Genomic DNA, 21,071 nt, shown 5'->3' with positions numbered 1-21,071 from the left:
CCCCTGCAACGCTTTTCAGTTGGGACTGGATATTGCAGAACCAGGGCCTGCCCGCGACGCCGCCCGCCGTCGCCTATCTCGATGTCGACGGGTTCGACACGGCCGCCGCTTATGTGGCGCTGGCCAAATCCCGCGGAACCAGGACGATCTGCTATCTCGATGTCGGATCGGCGGAAAGCAACCGGCCAGACTATGCCAGCCTCTCGGCCATATCGGGACTATTGGGCAACAGCTATCCCGGCTTCGCGGGCGAGCGTTACATCGACATTCGCCGCTATCCCGAATTCATCCAGGTCATGGACGACCGGCTGCGCATGTGCCGGGACAAGGGTTTCGACCATGTCGAATTCGACGTGATGGACGCGTTCGAGGATGGCGCCGCGACGACAGGGTTCGACCTGACGGAACAGGACATGATCGCCTATGTGACCGCCCTCTCCGCCCGGGCGCGCGGCTATGGGCTGAAGCCGGTGCAGAAGAACGCCGGCGGTTCGTCCGCGAAGCTCGTGCCGCTGTTCGACGCCATATTGTTCGAAGGATGCGTGCTGGGCGATTTCTGCGCCGACAGCGCGCCCTATGTCGCGGCGGGCAAGCCCGCGTTCAACGCCGAATATCCGGAGGAATGGCCAGCCGGAACCTTCGACCGGGCAAGGACGTGCAGCATATCCGCCAACGCTGCCGTCTCCACGATCATCACCGTCGTGGATCTGGACAGGCCCGCCCTGGACCGATGCGTTCCTTAAGGCTGGTTTTGCAGCGATTTAAGGGAAATGGCGCACCCGGAACGATTCGAACGTCCGACCCTCAGATTCGTAGTCTGATGCTCTATCCAGCTGAGCTACGGGTGCGTGGTGGAGGCGCAGATAGAAGGGGGCGGGCAGTCTGGCAACCCCTAAACTGGACTATCCTGATTTAAAAACCGCCGCCGGTCGCATCCCTCGTGCAAGCGACTTCGCACCCATGCGAGGACATGAAACGGGACTGTGGGAAATGGCGCACCCGGAACGATTCGAACGTCCGACCCTCAGATTCGTAGTCTGATGCTCTATCCAGCTGAGCTACGGGTGCGTTGGAGTGGCGCAGATAGAAGCGCCCAGGCTTTTGAGCAAGCCCTTTTTGCACTTTTTTGCCGGCCAGCCCCTTGGAAGGCGCCGAACCGCAACCTTGTTTCGTCCCGGTCGTTCGATGGGCAGGAAAGGATGCTGAGATGACCTTCACACCAAATGAAATCGCGCTGTTGGTGATCGCGCTGCTGATCGGGCTGCTTCTGGGCCTCATTTTGAGCGGGCGCGGCAAATATAAGCGCTATTGGCGTGACGAGCAGCTTGCCCACGCCCATGCGGTCAAGGATCGGGACGCGCGCCTTGCCGACGCGCGGGAGCGGATCGCCGAACTGGAGCGTCAGTCGGTTCCGCCACGGCCCGGCGCCATGCACGGCCCTGCCGGAAGCACGCATGAGCGGGACGATTTCAGCCGCATCCGGGGCATCACTCCGCAGGATGAGATCGCGCTCAACCAGGCGGGCTATCATCGCTACGACCAGATCGCGGCGATCGGCGCCGAGCAGGAGGCAGCGCTGGAAACGAAACTTGGCCTGCGTCGCGGCGTGATTTCGCGGGAGGAATGGCGGGAGCAGGCTCGCCTGCTGGATGCCCGCCAGGACCAGGAGCATGCGCGGCTCTACGAGCACCGCACCACGCAAGCCTGAAAAAAAGGGGCGGGATGATCCCGCCCCTGCCCTGTCATTTCCGGTTCGCCAGCGCCGCCTGAGCCGCGGCAAGGCGCGCAATCGGCACCCGATAGGGCGATGCCGATACATAATCGAGGCCCGTCTTCTCGCAAAAGGCGATGGACGCCGGGTCGCCGCCATGCTCCCCGCAAATGCCGAGCTTGATGCCGCTGCGGGTGGCGCGGCCGCGTTCAGCGGCCAGTTCGATCAGTTCGCCGACGCCCTCCACATCGATGCTGACGAACGGGTCGCGGGCGAAGATGCCCTTGTCGACATATTGCGTCAGGAAGCGCCCGGCGTCGTCGCGGCTGATGCCGATGGTCGTCTGCGTCAGGTCGTTGGTGCCGAAGGAGAAGAATTCGCCGACTTCGGCGATTTCGCCTGCCTTGAGCGCGGCGCGGGGCAGTTCGATCATGGTGCCGACCAGATAGTCGACCGACGCGCCCTGCTCCTCGAACACCTGCTTGGCCACGCTGTCGACGATGGCCTTCATCAGTTCCAGCTCCTTCTTCGTCGCGACGAGCGGGATCATGATTTCGGGGATCGGCGCTTCGCCCGAACGCTGCTTGATGATCAGCGCGGCTTCGAAGATGGCGCGGGCCTGCATTTCGTAGATTTCAGGATAGGTGACGCCCAGGCGGCAACCGCGATGGCCCAGCATCGGGTTGAATTCATGCAGTTCGGCGGCGCGGCGCTTCAACGCCTCCACGCCGACGCCCGCGGCCCTGGCCACTTCCTCGAACTCCGCTTCGCCATGGGGCAGGAATTCGTGCAGCGGCGGGTCGAGCAGGCGGATGGTGACGGGCAGGCCCGCCATCACCATGAAGATCTGCGCGAAATCGTCCCGTTGTTCCGGCAGCAGCTTTTCGAGCGCGACGCGGCGGCCCTTTTCGCTGTCGGCCAGGATCATCTCCCGCACGGCGGTGATGCGGGCCGCGTCGAAGAACATATGTTCGGTGCGGCAAAGACCCACGCCTTCCGCGCCGAAATCACGGGCGGTCTGGCAGTCGAGCGGGGTTTCGGCGTTGGCGCGGACCTTGAGGCGGCGGACCTTGTCGGCCCAGCCCATCAGCGTGCCGAAGTCGCCCGCCAGTTCGGGCTGCACGGTCGGGACTTCACCCGCCATCACTTCACCGGTCGAGCCGTCGATGGTGAGGATGTCGCCTTCCTTCAGCGTGCGGCCTTCGATGCGCAGCGTCCTGGCATTATTGTCGATGGACAGGCTGCCCGCGCCGGAAACGCAGGGGCGGCCCATGCCGCGCGCCACCACGGCGGCGTGGCTGGTCATGCCGCCGCGCGCGGTCAGGATGCCCTTGGCCGCGTGCATGCCGTGAATGTCTTCAGGGCTGGTCTCAACGCGGACGAGGATGACGGAATCGCCCAGTTCGTTGCAGCGTTCGGCGGTGTCGGCATCGAACACGATGGCGCCCGAAGCCGCGCCCGGCGAGGCGGGCAGGCCCTTGGTCAGCACGTCGCGGGGCGCCTTGGGATCGAGCGTGGGGTGCAGAAGCTGGTCGAGCGCAGCGGGATCGACGCGGGCGACGGCTTCTTCCTCCGTGATCAGGCCTTCATTGGCCATGTCGACCGCGATCTTGAGAGCGGCCTTGGCGGTGCGCTTGCCGGAACGGGTCTGGAGCATCCAGAGCTTGCCCTGCTGCACCGTGAATTCGATGTCCTGCATGTCGCGATAATGGGTTTCGAGGATCTGGAACACCCGCGCCAGTTCGGCATAGGTTTCCGGCATCGCCTCTTCCATCGACAGCGGCTTGGCCCCTGCCCGCTCGCGCGCGGCCTTGGTCAGATATTGCGGGGTGCGGATGCCCGCCACCACGTCTTCGCCCTGCGCGTTGATCAGATATTCGCCATAATAGGCGTTTTCGCCAGTGGCGGGGTCGCGGGTGAAGGCCACGCCGGTGGCCGACGTGTCGCCCATATTGCCGAACACCATCGCCTGCACGTTGACGGCGGTGCCCCAATCGTGCGGGATCGAGTTCAGGCGGCGATAGACCTTGGCGCGGTCGGCCTGCCAGCTACCGAAGACGGCGCTGATCGCGCCCCAAAGCTGGTCGTTCACATCCTGCGGGAAGGGCTTGCTCCAAAGCTTTGAAACCAGGCCTTTATATTCGGTAACGAGCGCCTTCCAGTCGTTGGCGGTCATTTCCGTGTCGAGCGTGTAGCCCTGGTCTTCCTTCGCGATTTCCAGCGCTTCCTCGAACGCGCCATGGTCGAGTTCCAGCACCACGTCCGAATACATCTGGATGAAGCGGCGATAGCTGTCCCAGGCGAAACGCTCGTCGCCCGAAGCGGCGGCGAGGCCGATCACCGTTTCATCGTTGAGGCCGAGGTTCAGGACCGTGTCCATCATGCCGGGCATGGAAATGCGCGCGCCGGAACGGACGGAGACCAGCAGCGGGTCGGCCTTGTCGCCGAACTTCTTGCCGGTGACGCCCTCGATATGGGCGATGCCGTTCGCGACTTCCGCCTTCAGGCTTTCGGGATAGACGCCGCCATCGGTATAATAGCGGGTGCACATCTCGGTCGTGATGGTGAAACCAGGGGGCACGGGCAGGCCGATGGCGGCCATGCCGTCCAGATTGGCGCCCTTGCCCCCCAGGAGATTCTTGTCGCCCTTGCCGCCATCATCGACGCCGCCGCCGAAACGATAGACATAACGGGTCGCGGTCGTGCTCATGCTGGCCTCTTCCATTGTCAACATAATCGCGGCTCTCCTGCTGATTGCCGTGTATTGTGCGATGCAACAAAACTTTAACAACAAGCGGGCGACAAACGCACCCGCTTTTACGATGATTGATGTCCTATTTCACTGATTTTCCCTTTTCCGGGCCTATCTTTCGGTATTAGCCCGTAATTTTCGAGAAATCGGCAACCGTGTGAACCGCGTCCCGAACCCGCGACAACAGCGCGAGCCGGGCGGCGCGCTTGTCCTGATCGGCGTCGTTGACGGTAACGGTCTCGAAAAAGGCGTCGATGGGCGCCCGCAATGTTGCAAGTGCGGCCATGGCCCCTTCAAAATCCTCCGCCGCGACGGCGGCGGCGGCGCGAGGCTCGGCTGCATCGAGCGCGGCGATCAGATCGGCCTCCGCCTGTTCGGGGGCGTAGGAGATTTCGACCTTCTCGGCGGTTTCAACGCCTTCCTTCTTCAGGATATTGGCGGCGCGCTTGTATCCGGCAAGCAGATTGGTTCCGTCATCGGTCGCAATGAAGGACTGGAGCGCCTTAACGCGGGCAAGCAGGCGAACGAGGTCGTCCTCGCCGCCAAGCGCGAACACCGCATCGATCAGATCGTGGCGGACGCCTGCTTCCTTCTGCTGGACCTTGAGGCGGTCGACGGTGAACGAAACGAGGTCATCCGTTGGGTCAGCGTAGTTTACTCCGTCGGATTGATAAAGGCGTTCCCAATCGCAAGCTTTATAAAGCGCGCTAAGTGATACGCGTAGATTATTGTCTACCAGCAGCCTAATGAGCCCCAAAGCTGCGCGACGGAGCGCGTACGGATCCTTTGAGCCAGTCGGCTTCTGATCAATTAAAAAGAATGAATAAAGAGTATCGACTTTATCAGCCAACGAAACAACTGTGCCAATCTCGTCGGAGGGGAGATCATCGCTCTGTCCGGCAGGCTTGTAATGATCGCGAATAGCGGCGGATACTGATAGCCCCTCGGCCTCGGCATAATAGCCGCCCATAACTCCCTGTAATTCGGGAAACTCGCCAACCATTTCAGTAACAAGGTCAGCTTTTGCTAGTTCAGCAGCCTGCTTCAAAAGCGGCTGCATTTTCCGCGCTTTCTCTTGCGACCATCCGATCAGCTCGGGGATGCGGTCGGCCGCGATTGTCGCGACGCGATTGACCTTGCGCGTCACAGTGCCGAGCTTTTCGTGGAAGGTGATGCGTTCCAGCTTCTTCGCGTGGTCTTCCAGCTTCGTCTTGCGGTCCTGTTCCCAGAAGAAGCGGGCGTCGGACAGGCGGGCGGCGAGAACCTTGCGATTGCCCGCGACGATGGCCGCGCCGCCGTCCTTCGCCTCTATATTGGCGGTGCAGATGAAGGCGGGGGCGAGCTTGCCGCTTGTATCGCGCAGGACAAAATATTTCTGGTTTATACGGAGGGTTAGCTGGATAACTTCAGGCGGCACCTCAAGAAAAGCCGGGTCGAAATCGCCCAGCAGCGGCACCGGCCATTCGGTCAGGCCCGCATTTTCCGCGACGAGGCCCTTGTCCTCGATCACGGTGTAGCCATGGGCGGCGGCGGCTTCGGCGGCCTTCGCCTCTATGATCGACTGGCGTTCCTGGTGGCTGGCGATCACATGGCAGGCGCGCAGCTTTTCGGCATAGTCGTGCGCGCCGCCTATGGTGATTTCGCCCGGATGGTGGAAACGGTGGCCGAGCGTGGCATAGCCCGACTTGATGCCTTCGATTTCGATGTCGACCAGTTCTTCGCCCAGGATCGCGACGATCCCCTGCAGCGGGCGGACCCAGCGGAGGCTTTCCGTGGTCTGGGATGCCTTGCCCCAGCGCATCGACTTGGGCCAGGGGAAGGCGCGGATGACGGTCGGGATGGCTTCGGCCAGAACCTGCGCAGTGGCGCGGCCGGGCTTGTTGATCACGGCGAACCAGACGCCGTCGCGGTCTTCGAGTTGGTCTTGCGTCAGGCCGGTCTTGCGGAGGAAGCCTTCCAACGCCTGCGCGGGCGCCGAGGTGCGCGGGCCTTTATGCTCCTCGCTGACGGCGGCGGTTTCCAGCGGCAGGTTGCGGGCGATCAGCGCCAGGCGGCGGGGCGTGACGAAGCTGTCGATGCTTGCGGGTTTCAGGCCGGACTTCGCCAGTTCCTCGGTGAAGAGGCGGGCGAGGTCTTCGGAAGCCTTCAATTGCATCCGTGCCGGGATTTCTTCGCAGCGGAGTTCGAGGAGGAAATCGGTCATCACATCACATCCCCGTCCGTTCGGGCTGAGCCTGTCGAAGCCCAGACCTGAACGAAGTGAAGGCGCTTCGCCTGCGGCTCAGCGGAGCCCTTCGACAAGCTCAGGGCGAACGGCATTGAAACTATCGCCATCACGCGGCCCACCCGTTCACTTCCATCCACTTTTCGCAGGCGCCCTTGGCAAGATCGCGGACGCGGCCGATATAGCTGGCGCGTTCCTGCACCGAGATGACGCCGCGCGCCTGGAGCAGGTTGAAGACATGGCTCGCCTTGATCGCCTGGTCATAGGCGGCGAGCGGGACGCCTGCCTCCAGCGAGGCCTTGCACTCGGCTTCGGCGTCCCTGAACCAGCTGAACAGCTTTTCGGTGTCGGCAATCTCGAAATTCCATTTCGACATCTGCCGCTCATTTTCCAGGAAGACGTCGCCATAGGTGACGGCAGGCCGATCCGGCCCGCCATCGTTGAATTTCAGGTCGTACACGCTGTCGACGCCCTGGATATACATGGCGAGGCGTTCCAGGCCATAGGTCAGTTCGCCCGCGACGGGCTTGCAGTCGAAGCCGCCCATCTGCTGGAAATAGGTGAACTGGGTGACTTCCATGCCGTCGCACCAGACTTCCCAGCCGAGGCCCCAGGCGCCGAGCGTCGGGCTTTCCCAGTCGTCCTCGACGAAGCGGATGTCGTGGACCAGCGGATCGATGCCGATCTCCACCAGCGAACCCAGATAGAGTTCCTGGAGGTTGGCCGGGGACGGCTTCATGATCACCTGATATTGGTAATAATGCTGGAGGCGATTGGGGTTTTCGCCATAGCGGCCGTCGGTCGGGCGGCGGCTGGGCTGGACATAGGCGGCGTTCCAGGCGTCGGGGCCGAGGCTGCGCAGCGTGGTCGCCGGGTGGAAGGTGCCCGCGCCTACCTCCATGTCATAGGGTTGCAGGATCACGCAGCCCTGCCGTCCCCAATAGGCATGCAGGGTCAGGATCAGATCCTGGAAGGAAAGCGCTTTGCTTGTCGCCACCGATGGTCCCCAGAAATCACGGCTTAAAAATGACGGTCGATTGCGGCGCGCCTTGGCGCAGCGAGGGCGCATGGTCAAGGAAAAGAGGGCGCGTTTGACCGTAAATCCGCTTGCCCTGACGGTCGGTGGCCCGCATGGAAGAGAAAACCCTTAAGGAAACGGACCCGCAATTCAGATGAGATGGCCCTCTTTCCGCTGGCTGGCCCCCGCCATGATGCTGCTTGGCGGCTGCGCGCTGGAGCAGCCCGCCTCAGCCCGTGATGCGGCGGCGCGTTCCGCCTATGTGACGCCCGCCTTGTGGGAAGTGAAGGATGCGGACACCACCATCTATCTGTTCGGCACCGTCCATGTGATGAAGCCGGGGGTAGACTGGTTCAAGGGCGGGGTCAGGGCGGCCTTCGAGCAGTCGGACGAACTGGTGCTGGAGATCGTCGAGCCGGAAGATCCCAATGGACTGGCGTCCACCATGACGGGCGCGGCGCTAGCGCGGGACGGCGTGAAGCTGTCGGACCGGCTGGGCGCGGACGACCGCGCCAAATATCAGGATGCGATGAGCGCGAACGGGCTTCCGTGGCAGGCGTTCGAGATGTTCAATCCCTGGATGGCCGGCATGGCGCTGTCGGTGAAGCCCCTGGAGGCGCTGGGATACAAGTCGGATCTGGGCGCGGAGAAGGTGCTGACCGCCGCGGCGAGGGCTTCGGGCAAGAAGGTCGGCGCGCTGGAGACGGTGGAGCAGCAGCTAGGCTATTTCGCGGGCCTGCCGATGGAGCAGCAGGTGAAGTTCCTGACCGCGACCATTGAGGGCCTGCCGGACATGGACCGGGAGTTCGCCAGTCTGGTCGCGCACTGGCAGGGCGGGGAACCGGACAAGCTGGCGGCGGAGATGAACGAGTCGCTGGAGGCGACGCCCGAACTGGCCCAGGTGCTGCTGATCCAGCGCAACGCCAATTGGGCGAAGTGGATCAGGCAGCGGCTCGAAAGGCCGGGCACGCTGTTCATCGCCGTGGGCGCCGGGCATCTGGCGGGCAAGGGCAGCGTGCAGGACCAGTTGAAGGCGATGGGCGTCGCTTCAACACGGGTGAAGCAATAGGATGATCCTCATCCTGGCGCGCTGGCTGGGGCTGGCCGCCCTATGCCTGATTGTCGCTTGCGGGGAGACCCCCCCTGCCCCCCCGCCCGGTGGAGGGCCCGCGCTCTGGCGGGTGGAGGGAAAAGGCATGGACGGATGGCTGTTCGGCACCATCCATGTGCTGCCGGACGGCGTGGCGTGGCGGACCGGGCCGATCGGGGACGCCATCGGGCGGGCGGACCGGCTGGTGCTGGAATCGGCCGAGATACGGGACCAGGCCGGGACTTTGGCGCAGTTCGAGAGGATGGGGCGCAGTCCGGGGCTGCCCCTGCTGGAGACGCGCGTTCCGGCAGGGGACAAGGCGGCGCTGGAGGAGATCGTCGAGAATGGCGGCGCCAATACGCAAACTCTCTCCGCCTATGAGGATTGGGCGGCGGCGATGCTGCTTTCGGCGGCGGCGCAGCAGGCCCTGCACGTCAGCCAGGATCATGGCGTCGAACCGGCGCTGATCGCCGCATTCGAACAGGCGGGAAAGCCCATAAGCGGGCTGGAAACGGTGGAGCGGCAGTTCCGCGCCTTCGACACGCTGCCCGCGGATGCGCAGCGGCGGCTGCTGGTCGATACGGTGCGGGAGGCCAAGGAGATGCGGCGGCTTTACGACCGCATCCTCGCCGCCTGGATCAGGGGCGATGTCGCCACCCTGGCGCAGGAAGACAGGCTGGGCGAGGCGCCCGATCCGGTGGTGGAGCAGGCGGTGCTGGTGGAGCGGAACCGCGACTGGGTGAAGTCGGTGGGGGCGCTCAAGGGACGCCCCCTCATCGCCGTGGGCGCGGGGCATCTGGCGGGCAAGGACAATCTGATCGACCTGCTGCGGGCCGGCGGGTACAGGGTGACGCGGGTGCAATAGCGCCCATCCCGCTTCCCGCCCCTTGCTTTCCCGCCCCTTTCTGCTATTGGGCCGCGGTCCCGGCATGGTCATCCCTGGAGGCGTGGCGGGCGCTTACATCAATTTGCTTTTGGAGACACGCAATGAGCGAGCAGCTTACGCTGTCGGCAGAGGCACGCGATCGGGCAGGCAAGGGAGCCTCCCGCGCTCTCCGCCGCGAGGGCCGCGTACCCGCCGTCATCTATGGTAACAATGAAGAACCGCAGTCGATCCATGTCGAGGAAAAGCTCCTCAACAAGCTGCTCGGCACCGGCCATTTCTTCAATTCGGTCGTCTTCGTCGAAGTGGGCGGAAAGAAGGTCCGCACCCTCGCCAAGGATGTGGCTTTCCACCCCGTGACCGACCGTCCGCTGCACGCCGACTTCCTGCGCGTTTCGGAACATGCCACCGTCCATGTCAACGTGCCTGTGATCTTCAAGAATGAAGACGCCTCGCCGGGCCTGAAGAAGGGCGGCGTGCTCAACATCGTCGCGCATGAGATCGAACTGATCGTCGATGCGGCCGAGATTCCGGACGATGTCGTCATCGACCTGGCCGGGCTGGACGTCGGCGATTCGATCCACATCGGCGCCGTGAAGCTGCCCAAGGGCGCCAAGGCCGCCCATGACGAGACCGACTTCACCGTCGCGACCATCGTCGCCCCTTCGGCCCTGAAGAGTGCCGAAGGCGACAACGAGACCCCGGCTCAGGGCGAATAAACCCTTAGTCTGGCTGGCCCTTTTATCGGTTCGCTCAACCCCCGTTCGGGCTGAGCTTGTCGAAGCCCCGCTCTTTTCGAAGAAGCGGGGGCGTTCGACAGGCTCAGGGCGAACGGGGGTTTGCTTATCGGGAGTTTGACGCGATGCAGATCTGGGTGGGCCTGGGCAATCCCGGAACCCAATATGCGATGAACCGGCATAATGTCGGCTTCATGGCGGTCGACCTGATCGCGGACATGCATCGCTTCCCTCCGCCGAAGAAGCAGTTTCAGGGCTGGGTGCAGGAAGGGCGGATCGGGACGGAGAAGATCGTCCTGCTGAAGCCCGCGACCTTCATGAACGAAAGCGGCCGCTCGGTGGGGGAAGCGATGCGCTTCTACAAGCTCGCGCCGCAGGACGTGACGGTCTTTCACGACGAGCTCGACCTTGCGCCGATGAAGGTCAAGGTGAAGCGCGGCGGCGGCAATGCGGGGCATAACGGCCTTCGTTCGACCGATGCGCATATCGGGGCGGAGTTTCGCCGGGTGAGGATCGGCATCGGCCATCCGGGGCACAAGGACCGGGTGCACGGCTATGTGCTGGGCAATTATCACAAGAGCGAGATGGACGCGCTGGCCGACATGCTGGGCGCGATCGGAGCGGAGGCGGAATGGCTCGCCAGGGGAGACGACGCGCGGTTCATGAACGAGGTGGCCCTACGGCTGGCGGATTAGGGCCGACGCAGCGGTTCAGGGCGTGTTGGAATTGACCGGGGGACATTAAGCGCACCATGCTCCTGCGCAGGCAGGAGCACAGTCCCCCATCTGCATGTCATCGTGTCGCCTGAACCAGCTTCTCATGCGCCTTCGCGGGAGCACGGCATATTCCTCCCGGTTCCATTCCACGCGTTCCAGGGTCATCGGCGTTTCCGGGCATGCGCCTGCCGGCAAGGCGGGAATGCGCGTCCGTCCGCCCTGCGCTCGCGGTGAAATGGCCAGGGTGGATTGCGGACCGTCGCAGTCGCACGCCATAAAGCAGGCCTGACTTTCCACTTTCCAAGGGGATCCGGGTGATACAGACCGTCGCGACAAAGCCTTTCAACGACCAGAAGCCAGGCACGTCCGGCCTCCGCAAGAAGGTGCGGGTCTTCCAGCAGCCCCATTATGCGGAAAATTTCGTCCAGTCGGTGTTCGACAGCCTGGAAGGGTTCGAGGGCGAGACGCTGGTGGTCGGCGGCGACGGTCGCTATCTCAACCGCGATGTCATCCAGATCGTCTTGAAGATGGCGGCGGCCAACGGCTTCGGCCGGGTGCTGGTGGGGCGCGGGGGCATCCTCTCCACCCCCGCCGCATCGCACCTGATCCGTTCGTCGGGCGCCTTTGGCGGGCTGGTGCTGTCGGCCAGCCACAATCCGGGCGGGCCGGACGAGGATTTCGGGATAAAATATAATGTCTCGAACGGCGGCCCGGCGCCGGAAAAGGTGACGGACGCCATTCATGCGCGGACCCTCTCCATCGACAGCTATCGCATATTGGAAGCAGGCGATGTCGACATCGACGCGCTGGGCAGCACAACCCTGGGCGGCATGACCGTAGAGGTGGTCGATCCCGTCGCGGGCTATGCCGAACTGATGGAGACGCTGTTCGACTTCGCCGCGATCCGGGCGATGATCGCGGACGGCTTCACCCTCTCCTTCGATTCGATGAGCGCGGTGACAGGCCCCTATGCGGTCGAGATTTTCGAGAAGCGGCTCGGCGCGTCTGCGGGCACCGTGCGCAACGCCACCCCCCTGCCCGACTTCGGCCATCATCACCCCGATCCCAATCTGGTTCACGCCAGGGAACTGTACGACCGGATGATGGCGCCGGACGCGCCGGATTTCGGCGCGGCTTCGGATGGCGATGGCGACCGCAACCTGATCATCGGGCGACATTGTTACGTCACGCCTTCGGATTCGCTGGCGGTGCTGGCGGCCAATGCGCATCTGGCGCCGGGCTATGCGGCGGGCCTCAGGGGCATTGCGCGGTCGATGCCGACCAGCGGCGCGGCCGATCGCGTGGCGGAGAAGCTGGGCATTCCGCTGCATGAGACGCCGACGGGATGGAAATTCTTTGGCAATCTGCTGGACGCCGGCATGGCCACCATCTGCGGCGAGGAAAGCGCGGGCACGGGTTCCGACCATGTGCGGGAGAAGGACGGCATCTGGGCGGTGCTGCTGTGGCTCAACATTCTGGCCGTCCGGCGGCAGAGCGTCGCGCAGGTCATGGCCGAACATTGGGCCACCTATGGCCGCAACTATTATGCGCGGCATGATTATGAGGGGATTGCCAAGGACAGGGCCGATGCGCTGATGGCGGCGCTGCGAGGCGGGCTGGAGGCGCTGCCGGGCACCACGAACAGCGGCGGCGCGGTGAAGGCCGCCGACGATTTCGCCTATAGCGATCCAACAGACCAGTCCGTCAGCCGCAACCAGGGCGTGCGCGTGCTGTTCGAGGACGGGTCGCGGGTGGTGTTCCGCCTTTCGGGGACGGGCACGGAGGGGGCGACCCTGCGCGTCTATATCGAGCGCTATGTGGCCAAGGACGGCGATCTGGGGCTGGAGACGGGCGAAGCGCTCGCGCCGCTGGTCAAGGCTGCGCAGGAAATGGCGGATATTACCGGCTTTACCGGGATGGATCGGCCGAGCGTGATCACTTGAGGCTGGTTGCCAAAGCTTACCATGCGGAAATGGACCGGAAATAAGGGCGCGCTAAAGGGCGGGCGATTGACCGACGCCCTTCGCGCTCCTGCGAAGGCAGGAGCCCAGTCCGGCCATTTGGAAGACGAATAACCGTCTGAACTGGGCCCCTGCCTTGAGGAGCACCATCATCAAGAGCGGCGCGCTTTTTTTAAGAGGACGTGATGCGTCGCCTGTTCGCTATTCTCTTCTGTGCGCTGATCGCCATCGTCGCCCCCGCCCACGCCCGGACCACGGAGGATGAGCAGTTCTGGCTGAACCTCACCGCCATGGGGCCGGTGTCCGGCGATCTCGTCTATTTCGCGGAGATCCAGCCGCGCATCGGGGACGGGGTGTCGCGGGCCGATCAGACCATTCTGCGCGGCGGCCTGGGCTGGAAGCTGTCCTCCAGCGTCACCGTCTACCAAGGCTATGCCCATGTCGCGCTGCCGGTCAAGGATGGGCGCGACGTGAATGAGGAGCGCGGCTTCCAGCAAGTCAATTGGGCCATCGGCAAGCCGTGGGGCGGCGAGCTTTCCTCGCGCACGCGACTGGAGCAGCGCTGGCGTTCCGACGGCGACGACATGGGCTGGCGCCTGCGGGAGATGCTGCGCTACGAAAAGCCGTTGGGCGGCAAGGCGGTGAGCGCTCTCGTCTATGGCGAGGGCTTCGTGGCGCTCAACAGCACCGATTGGGGCGCGAAGGGCGGGTTCGATCAGTTGCGCAGCTTCATCGGGGCGGAGATCGGGCTGGGCGGCGCGTCGGCGGCGGAAATCGGCTATCTCAACCAGTGGATAGACCAGCGCGGCGGCAATGCGCGCGTCAACCATGTCGCCTCCATCACGCTCTTCTTCCGTCATTGAGACCGCACGGACTCTGGCCAAGCCGCCGGGAAAGCGCTATCGGCGCGGCCAATCGGATTTGACGTGAAGGCAGTATCATGGGTTTTCGTTGCGGTATCGTCGGGCTTCCCAATGTGGGCAAGTCCACCCTCTTCAATGCGCTGACGGAAACGCAGGCGGCGCAGGCGGCGAACTATCCCTTCTGCACCATCGAACCCAATGTCGGGCAGGTCGCCGTGCCCGACCAGCGCCTTCAGACCATCGCCAGGATCGGCGGTTCGGCCAAGATCATCGAAACGCAGCTTGCCTTCGTCGACATTGCCGGTCTGGTGCGCGGCGCGTCGAAGGGCGAGGGCCTGGGCAACCAGTTCCTGGCGAACATCCGCGAAGTGGACGCCATCGTCCATGTGCTGCGCTGCTTCGAGGATGACGACATCACCCATGTCGAGGGCAAGGTCGATCCCATTGCCGACGCGGAGACGGTCGAGACCGAGCTGATGCTGGCGGACCTCGAATCCCTGGAAAAGCGCGTGCCGAACTTCGCCAAGAAGGCGGCGCAGGGCGACAAGGAGGCGAAGGCCGCAGCATCCGTGCTGGGCAAGGCGCTGGACCTGCTGCGCGAGGGCAAGCCGGCGCGGCTGACCCGGCCGGGCGACGACGAGGAGGAGCGCATCTTCCGCCAGGCGCAATTGCTGACGGCAAAGCCCGTCCTCTATGTCTGCAATGTCGAGGAGGAAAGCGCGGCGGAGGGCAACGCCCATTCGGCCCGCGTGTTCGAAAAGGCGGCGGCGGAGGGCGCGAAGGCGGTGATCGTTTCGGCCGCCATCGAAGCCGAACTCATCACCATGCCGGTCGAAGAGCGGGCGGAATATCTGGAGGCTCTCGGACTGGAGGAAGCGGGCCTCGCCCGCATCATCCGCGCCGGATACGAGCTGCTGGGCCTCATCACCTTCTTCACCGTCGGACCGAAGGAGGCGCGCGCCTGGACCGTGGCCAAGGGTTCGAAGGCGCCCCAGGCGGCGGGCGCGATCCATACCGATTTCGAAAAGGGCTTCATCCGGGCGGAAACCATGGCCTATGCCGATTATGTCCAATATAATGGAGAGGCCGGGGCCAAGGAAGCAGGCAAGTGGCGTTCCGAAGGCAAGGAATATGTGACGCAGGATGGCGACATCATGCTGTTCCGGTTCAACGTCTGAGGGCTGATGCTGCGACCGGGACAGATGCCCGCGCGGCGCAAGGCCGCCTTTCCTCCCAGCGTCGATGAAGGGACGCGGCTGCTGATTCTGGGCAGCCTGCCGGGCGACGCATCGATCAGGCAGGGCGAATATTATGCGCATCGCGGCAACGCCTTCTGGGCGCTGATGGGCGATGTCCTGGGCGAGGATCTGCGCGGCCGGCCCTATGCGATGCGGTTGAAGCGGCTGAAGGCGAGGGCCGTGGGCCTGTGGGACGTGATCGAGAGCGCGGATCGGGAAGGCAGCCTGGACAGCGCGATCCGCGGCGCGGAGTTGCGCAACCTGTCGGCCTTCGTGGATCGGCTGCCCGCGCTGGAGGCGGTGGCCTTCAACGGCAAGACGGCGGCTTTGCACGGGCGAAGGCAGATCGGAATGCGACCGGGCCTGACGCTGATCGACCTTCCCTCCTCCAGCGGCGCTTTCGCCAGCATGTCGCGGGAGGCGAAACGGAGCGCCTGGATGGCGATGGCGCCCTATGTCGGCGGGGCATAGGCCGCTCGTCACTTTACCGTCATGGTCGGTCTGCTAAGGCAGGCGCATGTTTTTCCGTCGCTTTTCCTTCTTGGGCCTTCTCCTTCTGGTGCTTGGCGGCTGCGCGCGATCGGACGAGCGACCGGCGTTCACTTCCGCACTGGCCGAGCAACGGGAGCCGGTCACGATATTGGTATCCATCGACGGTTTTCGCCCGGACTATCTGAAACGGGGCGTGACGCCCCATCTGTCCGGGCTGGCCGCCGCCGGGGTCGAAGCGTCGATGCGCCCTTCCTTCCCGACCAAGACCTTCCCCAATCATTGGGCCATCGTGACCGGAGCCCGTCCCGACCGCAGCGGCATCGTCGCGAACAGGATGGAGGATGGAGCCAGACCCGGCGAAACCTTCGCCATGGCGACCGACGACCCCTTCTGGTGGAACGAGGCCGAGCCGATCTGGGTGACGGCGGAGAAAGCGGGCGTGCGGACCGGCACATTGTTCTGGCCGGGATCGAACGTCGCCTGGGGCGGGACGGAAGCGGCGGAGTGGCCGCACAGGATCAGCGGCGGCACGCGGCCCAGCGACTGGGCGCAGTTCAACCAGGCCATTTCCGGAACGCAGCGGGTGAATGGCGTGCTGGACCTGCTGCGGCGGCCGGCGGCGATCCGCCCGCGCTTCCTGACGCTCTATTTCGACGCGGTGGACATGGCGGGCCATGCCGCCGGGCCGGACGCGGCGGAAACGACACGGGCGGTGGCGCAGGTCGATGGCGAGATCGGCCTGCTGGTCGAGGGGCTGAGGGCAATGAAGCAGCCGGCGAACCTCATCATCCTGTCCGACCACGGCATGGCGGAGAAATCGAGCGAGCGAGTGATAGCGCTGGACCAGATGGCAAGCCCGGCCGATTACCGCATTGCAGAGAGCGGCCCCTACGCCAGCCTGGCCGCGCAGCCGGGGCGTGAGGCGGCGCTGGAATCCGCGCTGCTCAAACCCCACCCCCATATGCAATGCTGGCGGAAGGGCGCCATTCCGACCCGCTTCCATTATGGCGCGCACAGGCGCATCCCGCCCTATTTCTGCCTTGCCGAAACCGGCTGGCTCATCCAGCCCAGCGCCCCCGCCAGGCCGTTCTTCGGCGGCGATCATGGCTGGGACGACCGGGCTGCGGAGATGCAGGCGCTGTTCATCGCGAACGGCCCAGCCTTCGACACGGGATTTCAGCCTCCAGCGGACTTGGCCAATGTCGACGTATATCCATTGCTGGCGCGGCTGCTGGGTGTCCCTCCTTTGCCCGGCGATGGCGATCCGGCCATGCTGGCGGGGTTGGTCAAGCGTTGACGTTTTCGTAAACGGAAACTAGGTTCCTGCTCATTGGAAGAAGGAACGGCTATGAGCGAGGTCATCTATTTCGAAGACATGGCGGTGGGAAACGGGATCGAGTTCGGCCCGCTCACCATCAGCCGGGAGGAAATCATCGCCTTCGCCCGCGAATTCGACCCCCAGCCCTTCCACCTTTCGGACGAGGGAGCGGCGGCCACTCATTTCGGCACGCTTTCCTCCAGCGGCTGGCATACCACGGCCCTATCGATGAAGATGATGCTCGCGGCTTGGGAGACAAGGCCTGGCCCTCGTCCGGCGGCCCTGGGGGCCATTGGCGTGGATGAACTGCGCTGGCTCAATCCGGTGCATGCCGGGGATACGCTGCGTGGGACTTCGAAGGTGATCGAGAAGAAGGCATCCCGCAGCAGGCCCGAAATGGGCATCGTCAAGTCGCAGGTCATCATGTGGAACCAGCACAACGAAAAGGTGCTGTCGATGGTCCCCATCGTGATGTTCCGGACGCGACCGGCCTGAATTCAGCGCGGCAGCGGCTGATTGGCGCGGGCGTCGGCCGCCATGATCCGGATCGAGGGATTGAGCGCTCCGGCAATTTGTATGGCATGAAGGCCGGGCGGCAGGTCGAACCACACGATCTTCCGGATGCCGGAGCAGCGCGGGCCATGTTCATGGGCTGCGGAGGCCAGGGCGGTGGCGCCGGTGGCGGCATCCACCCAGGCGGCGGCGGACAGCGCTATGCCGATGCGCGCCGCATCCTTGACGGCCAGGGTGAAGAGGCCGGCATGGCTTTTGGGGACGGACTTGCCGGGCGGAACGGCGAACTGGACCTGCGGAGTCGGCCGCAGCGTTGCGGTGACGGGCTTACCGAGGATGATGCGGGGCGCGGAGGAAAGGGTGGCGCCCGCCATGACGGAGCCGCTTTGGGTCCAGCTTGTCCAGGGTTCGGCCAGGGGTGGCGCGCTGGCGCACGGGTCGGGAGCGGCCACGGCGCCTGAGGGAAGGAAGGCCAGCAGGAAAAGGAGCCGCTTCATCGATGCCCTCCTGGAGCAAGGGTGAGCGGAAAGCCGGTCCCCGCTTTTCGGCGCGATGCTCCGAACGGCCAAGCGCGTCATCCTATTTCCTTCCGAACAGCTTTTCTATGTCGCCATGGCCCAGCTTCACCCAGGTGGGGCGGCCGTGGTTGCATTGGCCGCTGCGGGGGGTGATCTCCATTTCGCGGAGCAGGGCGTTCATTTCCGCGACGCTCAATATCCGGCCTGCGCGGACGGAGCCGTGGCAGGCCATGGTGGCGGCGACGAGATCGAGGCGCTCCTTAAGGGAAAGGGCGCTGTCATAGGCGGCGAGGTCGTCGGCAAGGTCGGAGACCAATCCCTGCACGTCGCCCTGCCCCAGCATCGCCGGGGTTGCGCGGACCAGCATGGCGGCGGGGCCGAAGCGTTCCAGTTCCAGCCCGAAATCCTTGAGTTCCGCGATCCGCGCTTCGAGGCGGTCGCAGGCGGGTTCGTCCAGTTCGACCACTTCGGGGAGCAGCAGCGCCTGGGCGGCGACCCCCTGCCCTTCCATGGCGCGGCGCATCCTCTCCAGCGTCAGCCGTTCATGGGCGGCATGCTGGTCGACGATGACGAGGCCGTCCTCCGCCTCCGCAACGATATAGGTGCGGGCGACCTGGCCCCTGGCGACGCCCAGCGGGAAGCTGGTTCCCTCAGGAGCGGGCGCGGCGGCGGGTTCGGCGCGGGCCTGGGGCGGAGGGGTGAGGAAGGTCGAGCGGCGCTCGGCCATCGAATGGGTGGGAACGGGCGCGCCCGCGGCTTCGAAGATCGGCATGGCGCCGATGGGCGTGGGGGAGACGGGCTCGGACCGCCATGCCGAGAGACCGGCAGGGTCGGCATGCTGGACGGCGCGGAAACCCTCCGCATCCAGGGCGCGGCGCAGGCCGGACACGATCATGCCCCGGATCAGCGCGGGATCGCGGAAGCGCACCTCGGTCTTGGCGGGGTGGACATTGACGTCGACCTCCAGCGGCGGGACGTCCAGGAACAGGGCGACGACCGGGTGCCGGTCCCGCGCCAGCATGTCGGCATAGGCGCCGCGCACCGCGCCGACCAGCAGCCGGTCGCGCACCGGGCGGCCGTTCACGAACAGGAACTGGTGGTCGCCAACGCCGCGATGATAGGTGGGGAGCGAGGCCACGCCGGACAGGCGCACCCCTTCCCGCTCCAGCGCGACGATGACGTGATTGTCCGCCAGCGCCCGGTCGGTCAGCGCGGCGACGCGATCCTCCCGCGCTTCGCCCGCCTGCACGCCCAGCACCCGGCGGCCGTCATGTTCCATGCTGAAGGCGATGGCGGGATGCGCCATGGCGAGGCGGCGGACGACGTCGAGGCAGGCGGCATATTCCGCCTTGGACGAGCGCAGGAATTTGCGGCGGGCGGGGACTTTCCCGAACAGTTGCTCCACCGTCACCCGCGTGCCGGGCGGCAGGGCGGCGGGGCCTTCGCTGACCGTCACGCCATTGTCGACGGTGCGGTTCCAGCCGTCGCTTCCCGCCGGGCGGCTGTCGATGGAAAGGCGCGCCACGCTGGCGATGGAGGGCAAGGCTTCGCCCCGGAAGCCGAGAGTGGCAACATTTTCGATGGCGTCGTCGGGCAGTTTGGAGGTGGCGTGGCGTTCCAGCGCCAGCGCGATTTCTGATGAATCCATGCCGCAGCCGTCGTCGCTGACTTCGATCCGGTCGAGGCCCCCGTTGGAAATGCGGATGGCGATCCGGCGCGATCCGGCATCCACCGCATTTTCAACGATTTCCTTGAGCGCGCTGGCGGGCCTTTCGACCACTTCGCCCGCGGCGATGCGATTGACCAGATGTTCGGGCAGACGGCGTATTGACATTGATTAGTGACTAGCCCAAGCGAGCGCTTTCCGCGAGACACAAGCCTCAAGAAAATTTCGGTTGACCCAGGGGGCGGGTGGAACGTGGGGCGAACTTTCCGACTGTCCCGGTTCGCTTCGCCGGGGGGGTGGGCTGAACAGGAACAGGCATGTCGATCTTCTCGCGACTTTTCAAACTCTCCTCCCAGGACATGGCCATCGACCTCGGCACGGCGAACACCGTGGTCTATGTGCGGGGGCGCGGCATCGTGCTCAACGAACCTTCGGTGGTGGCGGTCGAGACGCTGAACGGCGTGAAGCGGGTGAAGGCGGTCGGCGACGACGCCAAGCTGATGATGGGCAAGACGCCCGATTCGATCGAAGCCATCCGGCCGCTGCGCGACGGCGTGATCGCGGACATCGACGTCGCGGAGCAGATGATCAAGCATTTCATCACCAAGGTGCATGGCGGCAAGTCGCGGCCCTGGCGCTTCCCGGAAATCGTGATCTGCGTGCCTTCGGGGTCGACCAGCGTGGAGCGCCGCGCGATTCGCGATGCGGCCAGCAATGCGGGCGCTTCGCAGGTCTTTCTGATCGAGGAGCCGATGGCCGCCGCGATTGGCGCCGACATGCCGGTGACGGAGCCGATCGGGTCGATGGTGGTCGATATCGGCGGCGGCACGACCGAGGTCGCGGTGCTTTCGCTGCGCGGGCTGGCCTATACCACTTCGGTGCGCGTCGGCGGCGACAAGATGGACGAGGCCATCGTCTCCTTCGTGCGCCGTCATCATAATCTGCTGATCGGCGAAGCGACCGCCGAGCGGATCAAGAAGCAGTTCGGCGTCGCCCAGCCGCCCGAAGACGGCGTGGGCGAGACGATCCATATCAAGGGCCGCGACCTGGTGAACGGGGTGCCCAAGGAAATCTCCATCAATCAGGGCCAGATCGCCGACGCTCTCGCGGAGCCGATCAGCACCATCGTGGAGGGCGTTCGCATCGCGCTGGAGAATACCGCGCCGGAACTGGCGGCGGACATTGTCGATCAGGGCATCGTCCTGACCGGCGGCGGCGCGCTGCTGAAGGGGCTGGACGACGAGCTGCGCGACGAGACCGGCCTGCCCGTCACCATCGCCGAAGATCCGCTGACCTGCGTCGCCATCGGCACCGGCCGGGCGATGGAAGACCCGATATTCCGGGGCGTTCTCCAGACCGCTTAAGGGGGCA

Annotated in this window: 18 protein-coding genes and 2 tRNA genes; 13 read left to right on the top strand and 7 right to left on the bottom strand. The window is 64.8% G+C overall.

Translation table 11 applies throughout. From position 1 onward, the window contains the following. Window positions 1-743, top strand: a 743-nt coding sequence (locus L286_RS33275; RefSeq protein ID WP_052033846.1) for an endo alpha-1,4 polygalactosaminidase, incomplete at its 5' end; no start/stop codon positions are given. Window positions 744-771: 28 nt separating this feature from the next. On the opposite strand, the gene L286_RS33270 is transcribed toward L286_RS33275, so the two are convergent. Continuing rightward, window positions 772-848: transfer RNA gene (locus L286_RS33270), tRNA-Arg, on the bottom strand. Between the two features lie 143 nt (window positions 849-991). Next, window positions 992-1,068: transfer RNA gene (locus L286_RS33265), tRNA-Arg, on the bottom strand. A gap of 139 nt (window positions 1,069-1,207) precedes the next feature. Here L286_RS33265 and L286_RS33260 point away from each other — a divergent pair. After that, a complete protein-coding gene (locus L286_RS33260) occupies window positions 1,208-1,708 on the top strand; it encodes a hypothetical protein (RefSeq protein ID WP_020820719.1) in 501 nt (166 codons plus the stop codon). 34 nt (window positions 1,709-1,742) lie between these two features. Here the strand turns inward: L286_RS33260 and ppdK are convergent, their stop codons facing one another. The 3 genes from ppdK to L286_RS33245 form a co-directional block, all read right to left on the bottom strand. Beyond that, window positions 1,743-4,445, bottom strand: coding sequence for a pyruvate, phosphate dikinase (gene ppdK, locus L286_RS33255; protein ID WP_025160734.1), 2,703 nt, complete (start codon window positions 4,443-4,445; stop codon window positions 1,743-1,745). Between the two features lie 142 nt (window positions 4,446-4,587). Beyond that, the gene (gene glyS / locus L286_RS33250) at window positions 4,588-6,666 is read right to left on the bottom strand and encodes a glycine--tRNA ligase subunit beta (RefSeq protein WP_020820716.1); all 2,079 of its coding nucleotides are present in this window, start codon (window positions 6,664-6,666) and stop codon (window positions 4,588-4,590) included. Between the two features lie 130 nt (window positions 6,667-6,796). Continuing rightward, window positions 6,797-7,684 (bottom strand): glycine--tRNA ligase subunit alpha, encoded by an 888-nt coding sequence (locus tag L286_RS33245; RefSeq protein WP_020820714.1) that lies wholly within the window; start codon window positions 7,682-7,684, stop codon window positions 6,797-6,799. Between the two features lie 175 nt (window positions 7,685-7,859). Here L286_RS33245 and L286_RS33240 point away from each other — a divergent pair, with 175 nt between their 5' ends. The 10 genes from L286_RS33240 to L286_RS33195 all read left to right on the top strand — a co-directional run bounded on the left by L286_RS33240 (window position 7,860) and on the right by L286_RS33195 (window position 17,498). Further along, complete coding sequence (locus L286_RS33240) at window positions 7,860-8,774, top strand: TraB/GumN family protein (RefSeq protein ID WP_007685712.1); 915 nt, start codon at window positions 7,860-7,862, stop codon at window positions 8,772-8,774. A 1-nt stretch (window position 8,775) separates the two neighbouring features. Next, window positions 8,776-9,660: a TraB/GumN family protein gene (locus L286_RS33235; RefSeq protein ID WP_021223314.1), complete on the top strand. Its 885-nt coding sequence runs from the start codon at window positions 8,776-8,778 to the stop codon at window positions 9,658-9,660. A gap of 122 nt (window positions 9,661-9,782) precedes the next feature. Beyond that, window positions 9,783-10,397, top strand: coding sequence for a 50S ribosomal protein L25/general stress protein Ctc (locus L286_RS33230; RefSeq protein ID WP_007685708.1), 615 nt, complete (start codon window positions 9,783-9,785; stop codon window positions 10,395-10,397). A gap of 143 nt (window positions 10,398-10,540) precedes the next feature. Next, window positions 10,541-11,110, top strand: a complete 570-nt coding sequence (gene pth / locus L286_RS33225; protein WP_020820712.1) for an aminoacyl-tRNA hydrolase — start codon at window positions 10,541-10,543, stop codon at window positions 11,108-11,110. Between the two features lie 335 nt (window positions 11,111-11,445). Continuing rightward, the gene (locus tag L286_RS33220; protein ID WP_020820711.1) at window positions 11,446-13,074 is read left to right on the top strand and encodes an alpha-D-glucose phosphate-specific phosphoglucomutase; all 1,629 of its coding nucleotides are present in this window, start codon (window positions 11,446-11,448) and stop codon (window positions 13,072-13,074) included. A gap of 203 nt (window positions 13,075-13,277) precedes the next feature. After that, window positions 13,278-13,955 (top strand): DUF2490 domain-containing protein, encoded by a 678-nt coding sequence (locus tag L286_RS33215; protein WP_020820709.1) that lies wholly within the window; start codon window positions 13,278-13,280, stop codon window positions 13,953-13,955. Window positions 13,956-14,032: 77 nt separating this feature from the next. Beyond that, a complete protein-coding gene (ychF, locus tag L286_RS33210) occupies window positions 14,033-15,133 on the top strand; it encodes a redox-regulated ATPase YchF (protein WP_007685704.1) in 1,101 nt (366 codons plus the stop codon). A 6-nt stretch (window positions 15,134-15,139) separates the two neighbouring features. Further along, window positions 15,140-15,664, top strand: coding sequence for a DNA-deoxyinosine glycosylase (locus tag L286_RS33205; protein ID WP_020820708.1), 525 nt, complete (start codon window positions 15,140-15,142; stop codon window positions 15,662-15,664). A gap of 46 nt (window positions 15,665-15,710) precedes the next feature. Continuing rightward, window positions 15,711-16,982: an alkaline phosphatase family protein gene (locus L286_RS33200; RefSeq protein ID WP_020820707.1), complete on the top strand. Its 1,272-nt coding sequence runs from the start codon at window positions 15,711-15,713 to the stop codon at window positions 16,980-16,982. A gap of 51 nt (window positions 16,983-17,033) precedes the next feature. Further along, entirely contained in the window at window positions 17,034-17,498 is a 465-nt protein-coding gene (locus L286_RS33195) for a MaoC family dehydratase (protein ID WP_020820706.1), read from the top strand. Between the two features lie 2 nt (window positions 17,499-17,500). Here the strand turns inward: L286_RS33195 and L286_RS33190 are convergent, their stop codons facing one another. After that, complete coding sequence (locus L286_RS33190; RefSeq protein WP_020820705.1) at window positions 17,501-18,013, bottom strand: hypothetical protein; 513 nt, start codon at window positions 18,011-18,013, stop codon at window positions 17,501-17,503. Between the two features lie 82 nt (window positions 18,014-18,095). Further along, the gene (gene mutL, locus L286_RS33185) at window positions 18,096-19,868 is read right to left on the bottom strand and encodes a DNA mismatch repair endonuclease MutL (RefSeq protein WP_020820704.1); all 1,773 of its coding nucleotides are present in this window, start codon (window positions 19,866-19,868) and stop codon (window positions 18,096-18,098) included. Between the two features lie 149 nt (window positions 19,869-20,017). Here mutL and L286_RS33180 point away from each other — a divergent pair, with 149 nt between their 5' ends. Further along, the gene (locus tag L286_RS33180) at window positions 20,018-21,064 is read left to right on the top strand and encodes a rod shape-determining protein (protein WP_007685698.1); all 1,047 of its coding nucleotides are present in this window, start codon (window positions 20,018-20,020) and stop codon (window positions 21,062-21,064) included. The last annotated feature ends 7 nt before the right edge of the window (window positions 21,065-21,071 follow it).

This window comes from Sphingobium sp. HDIP04, from assembly GCF_000445085.1.
Taxonomy (GTDB): Bacteria; Pseudomonadota; Alphaproteobacteria; order Sphingomonadales; family Sphingomonadaceae; genus Sphingobium; species Sphingobium indicum.
This window is presented reverse-complemented; position numbering and strand designations above follow the sequence as displayed.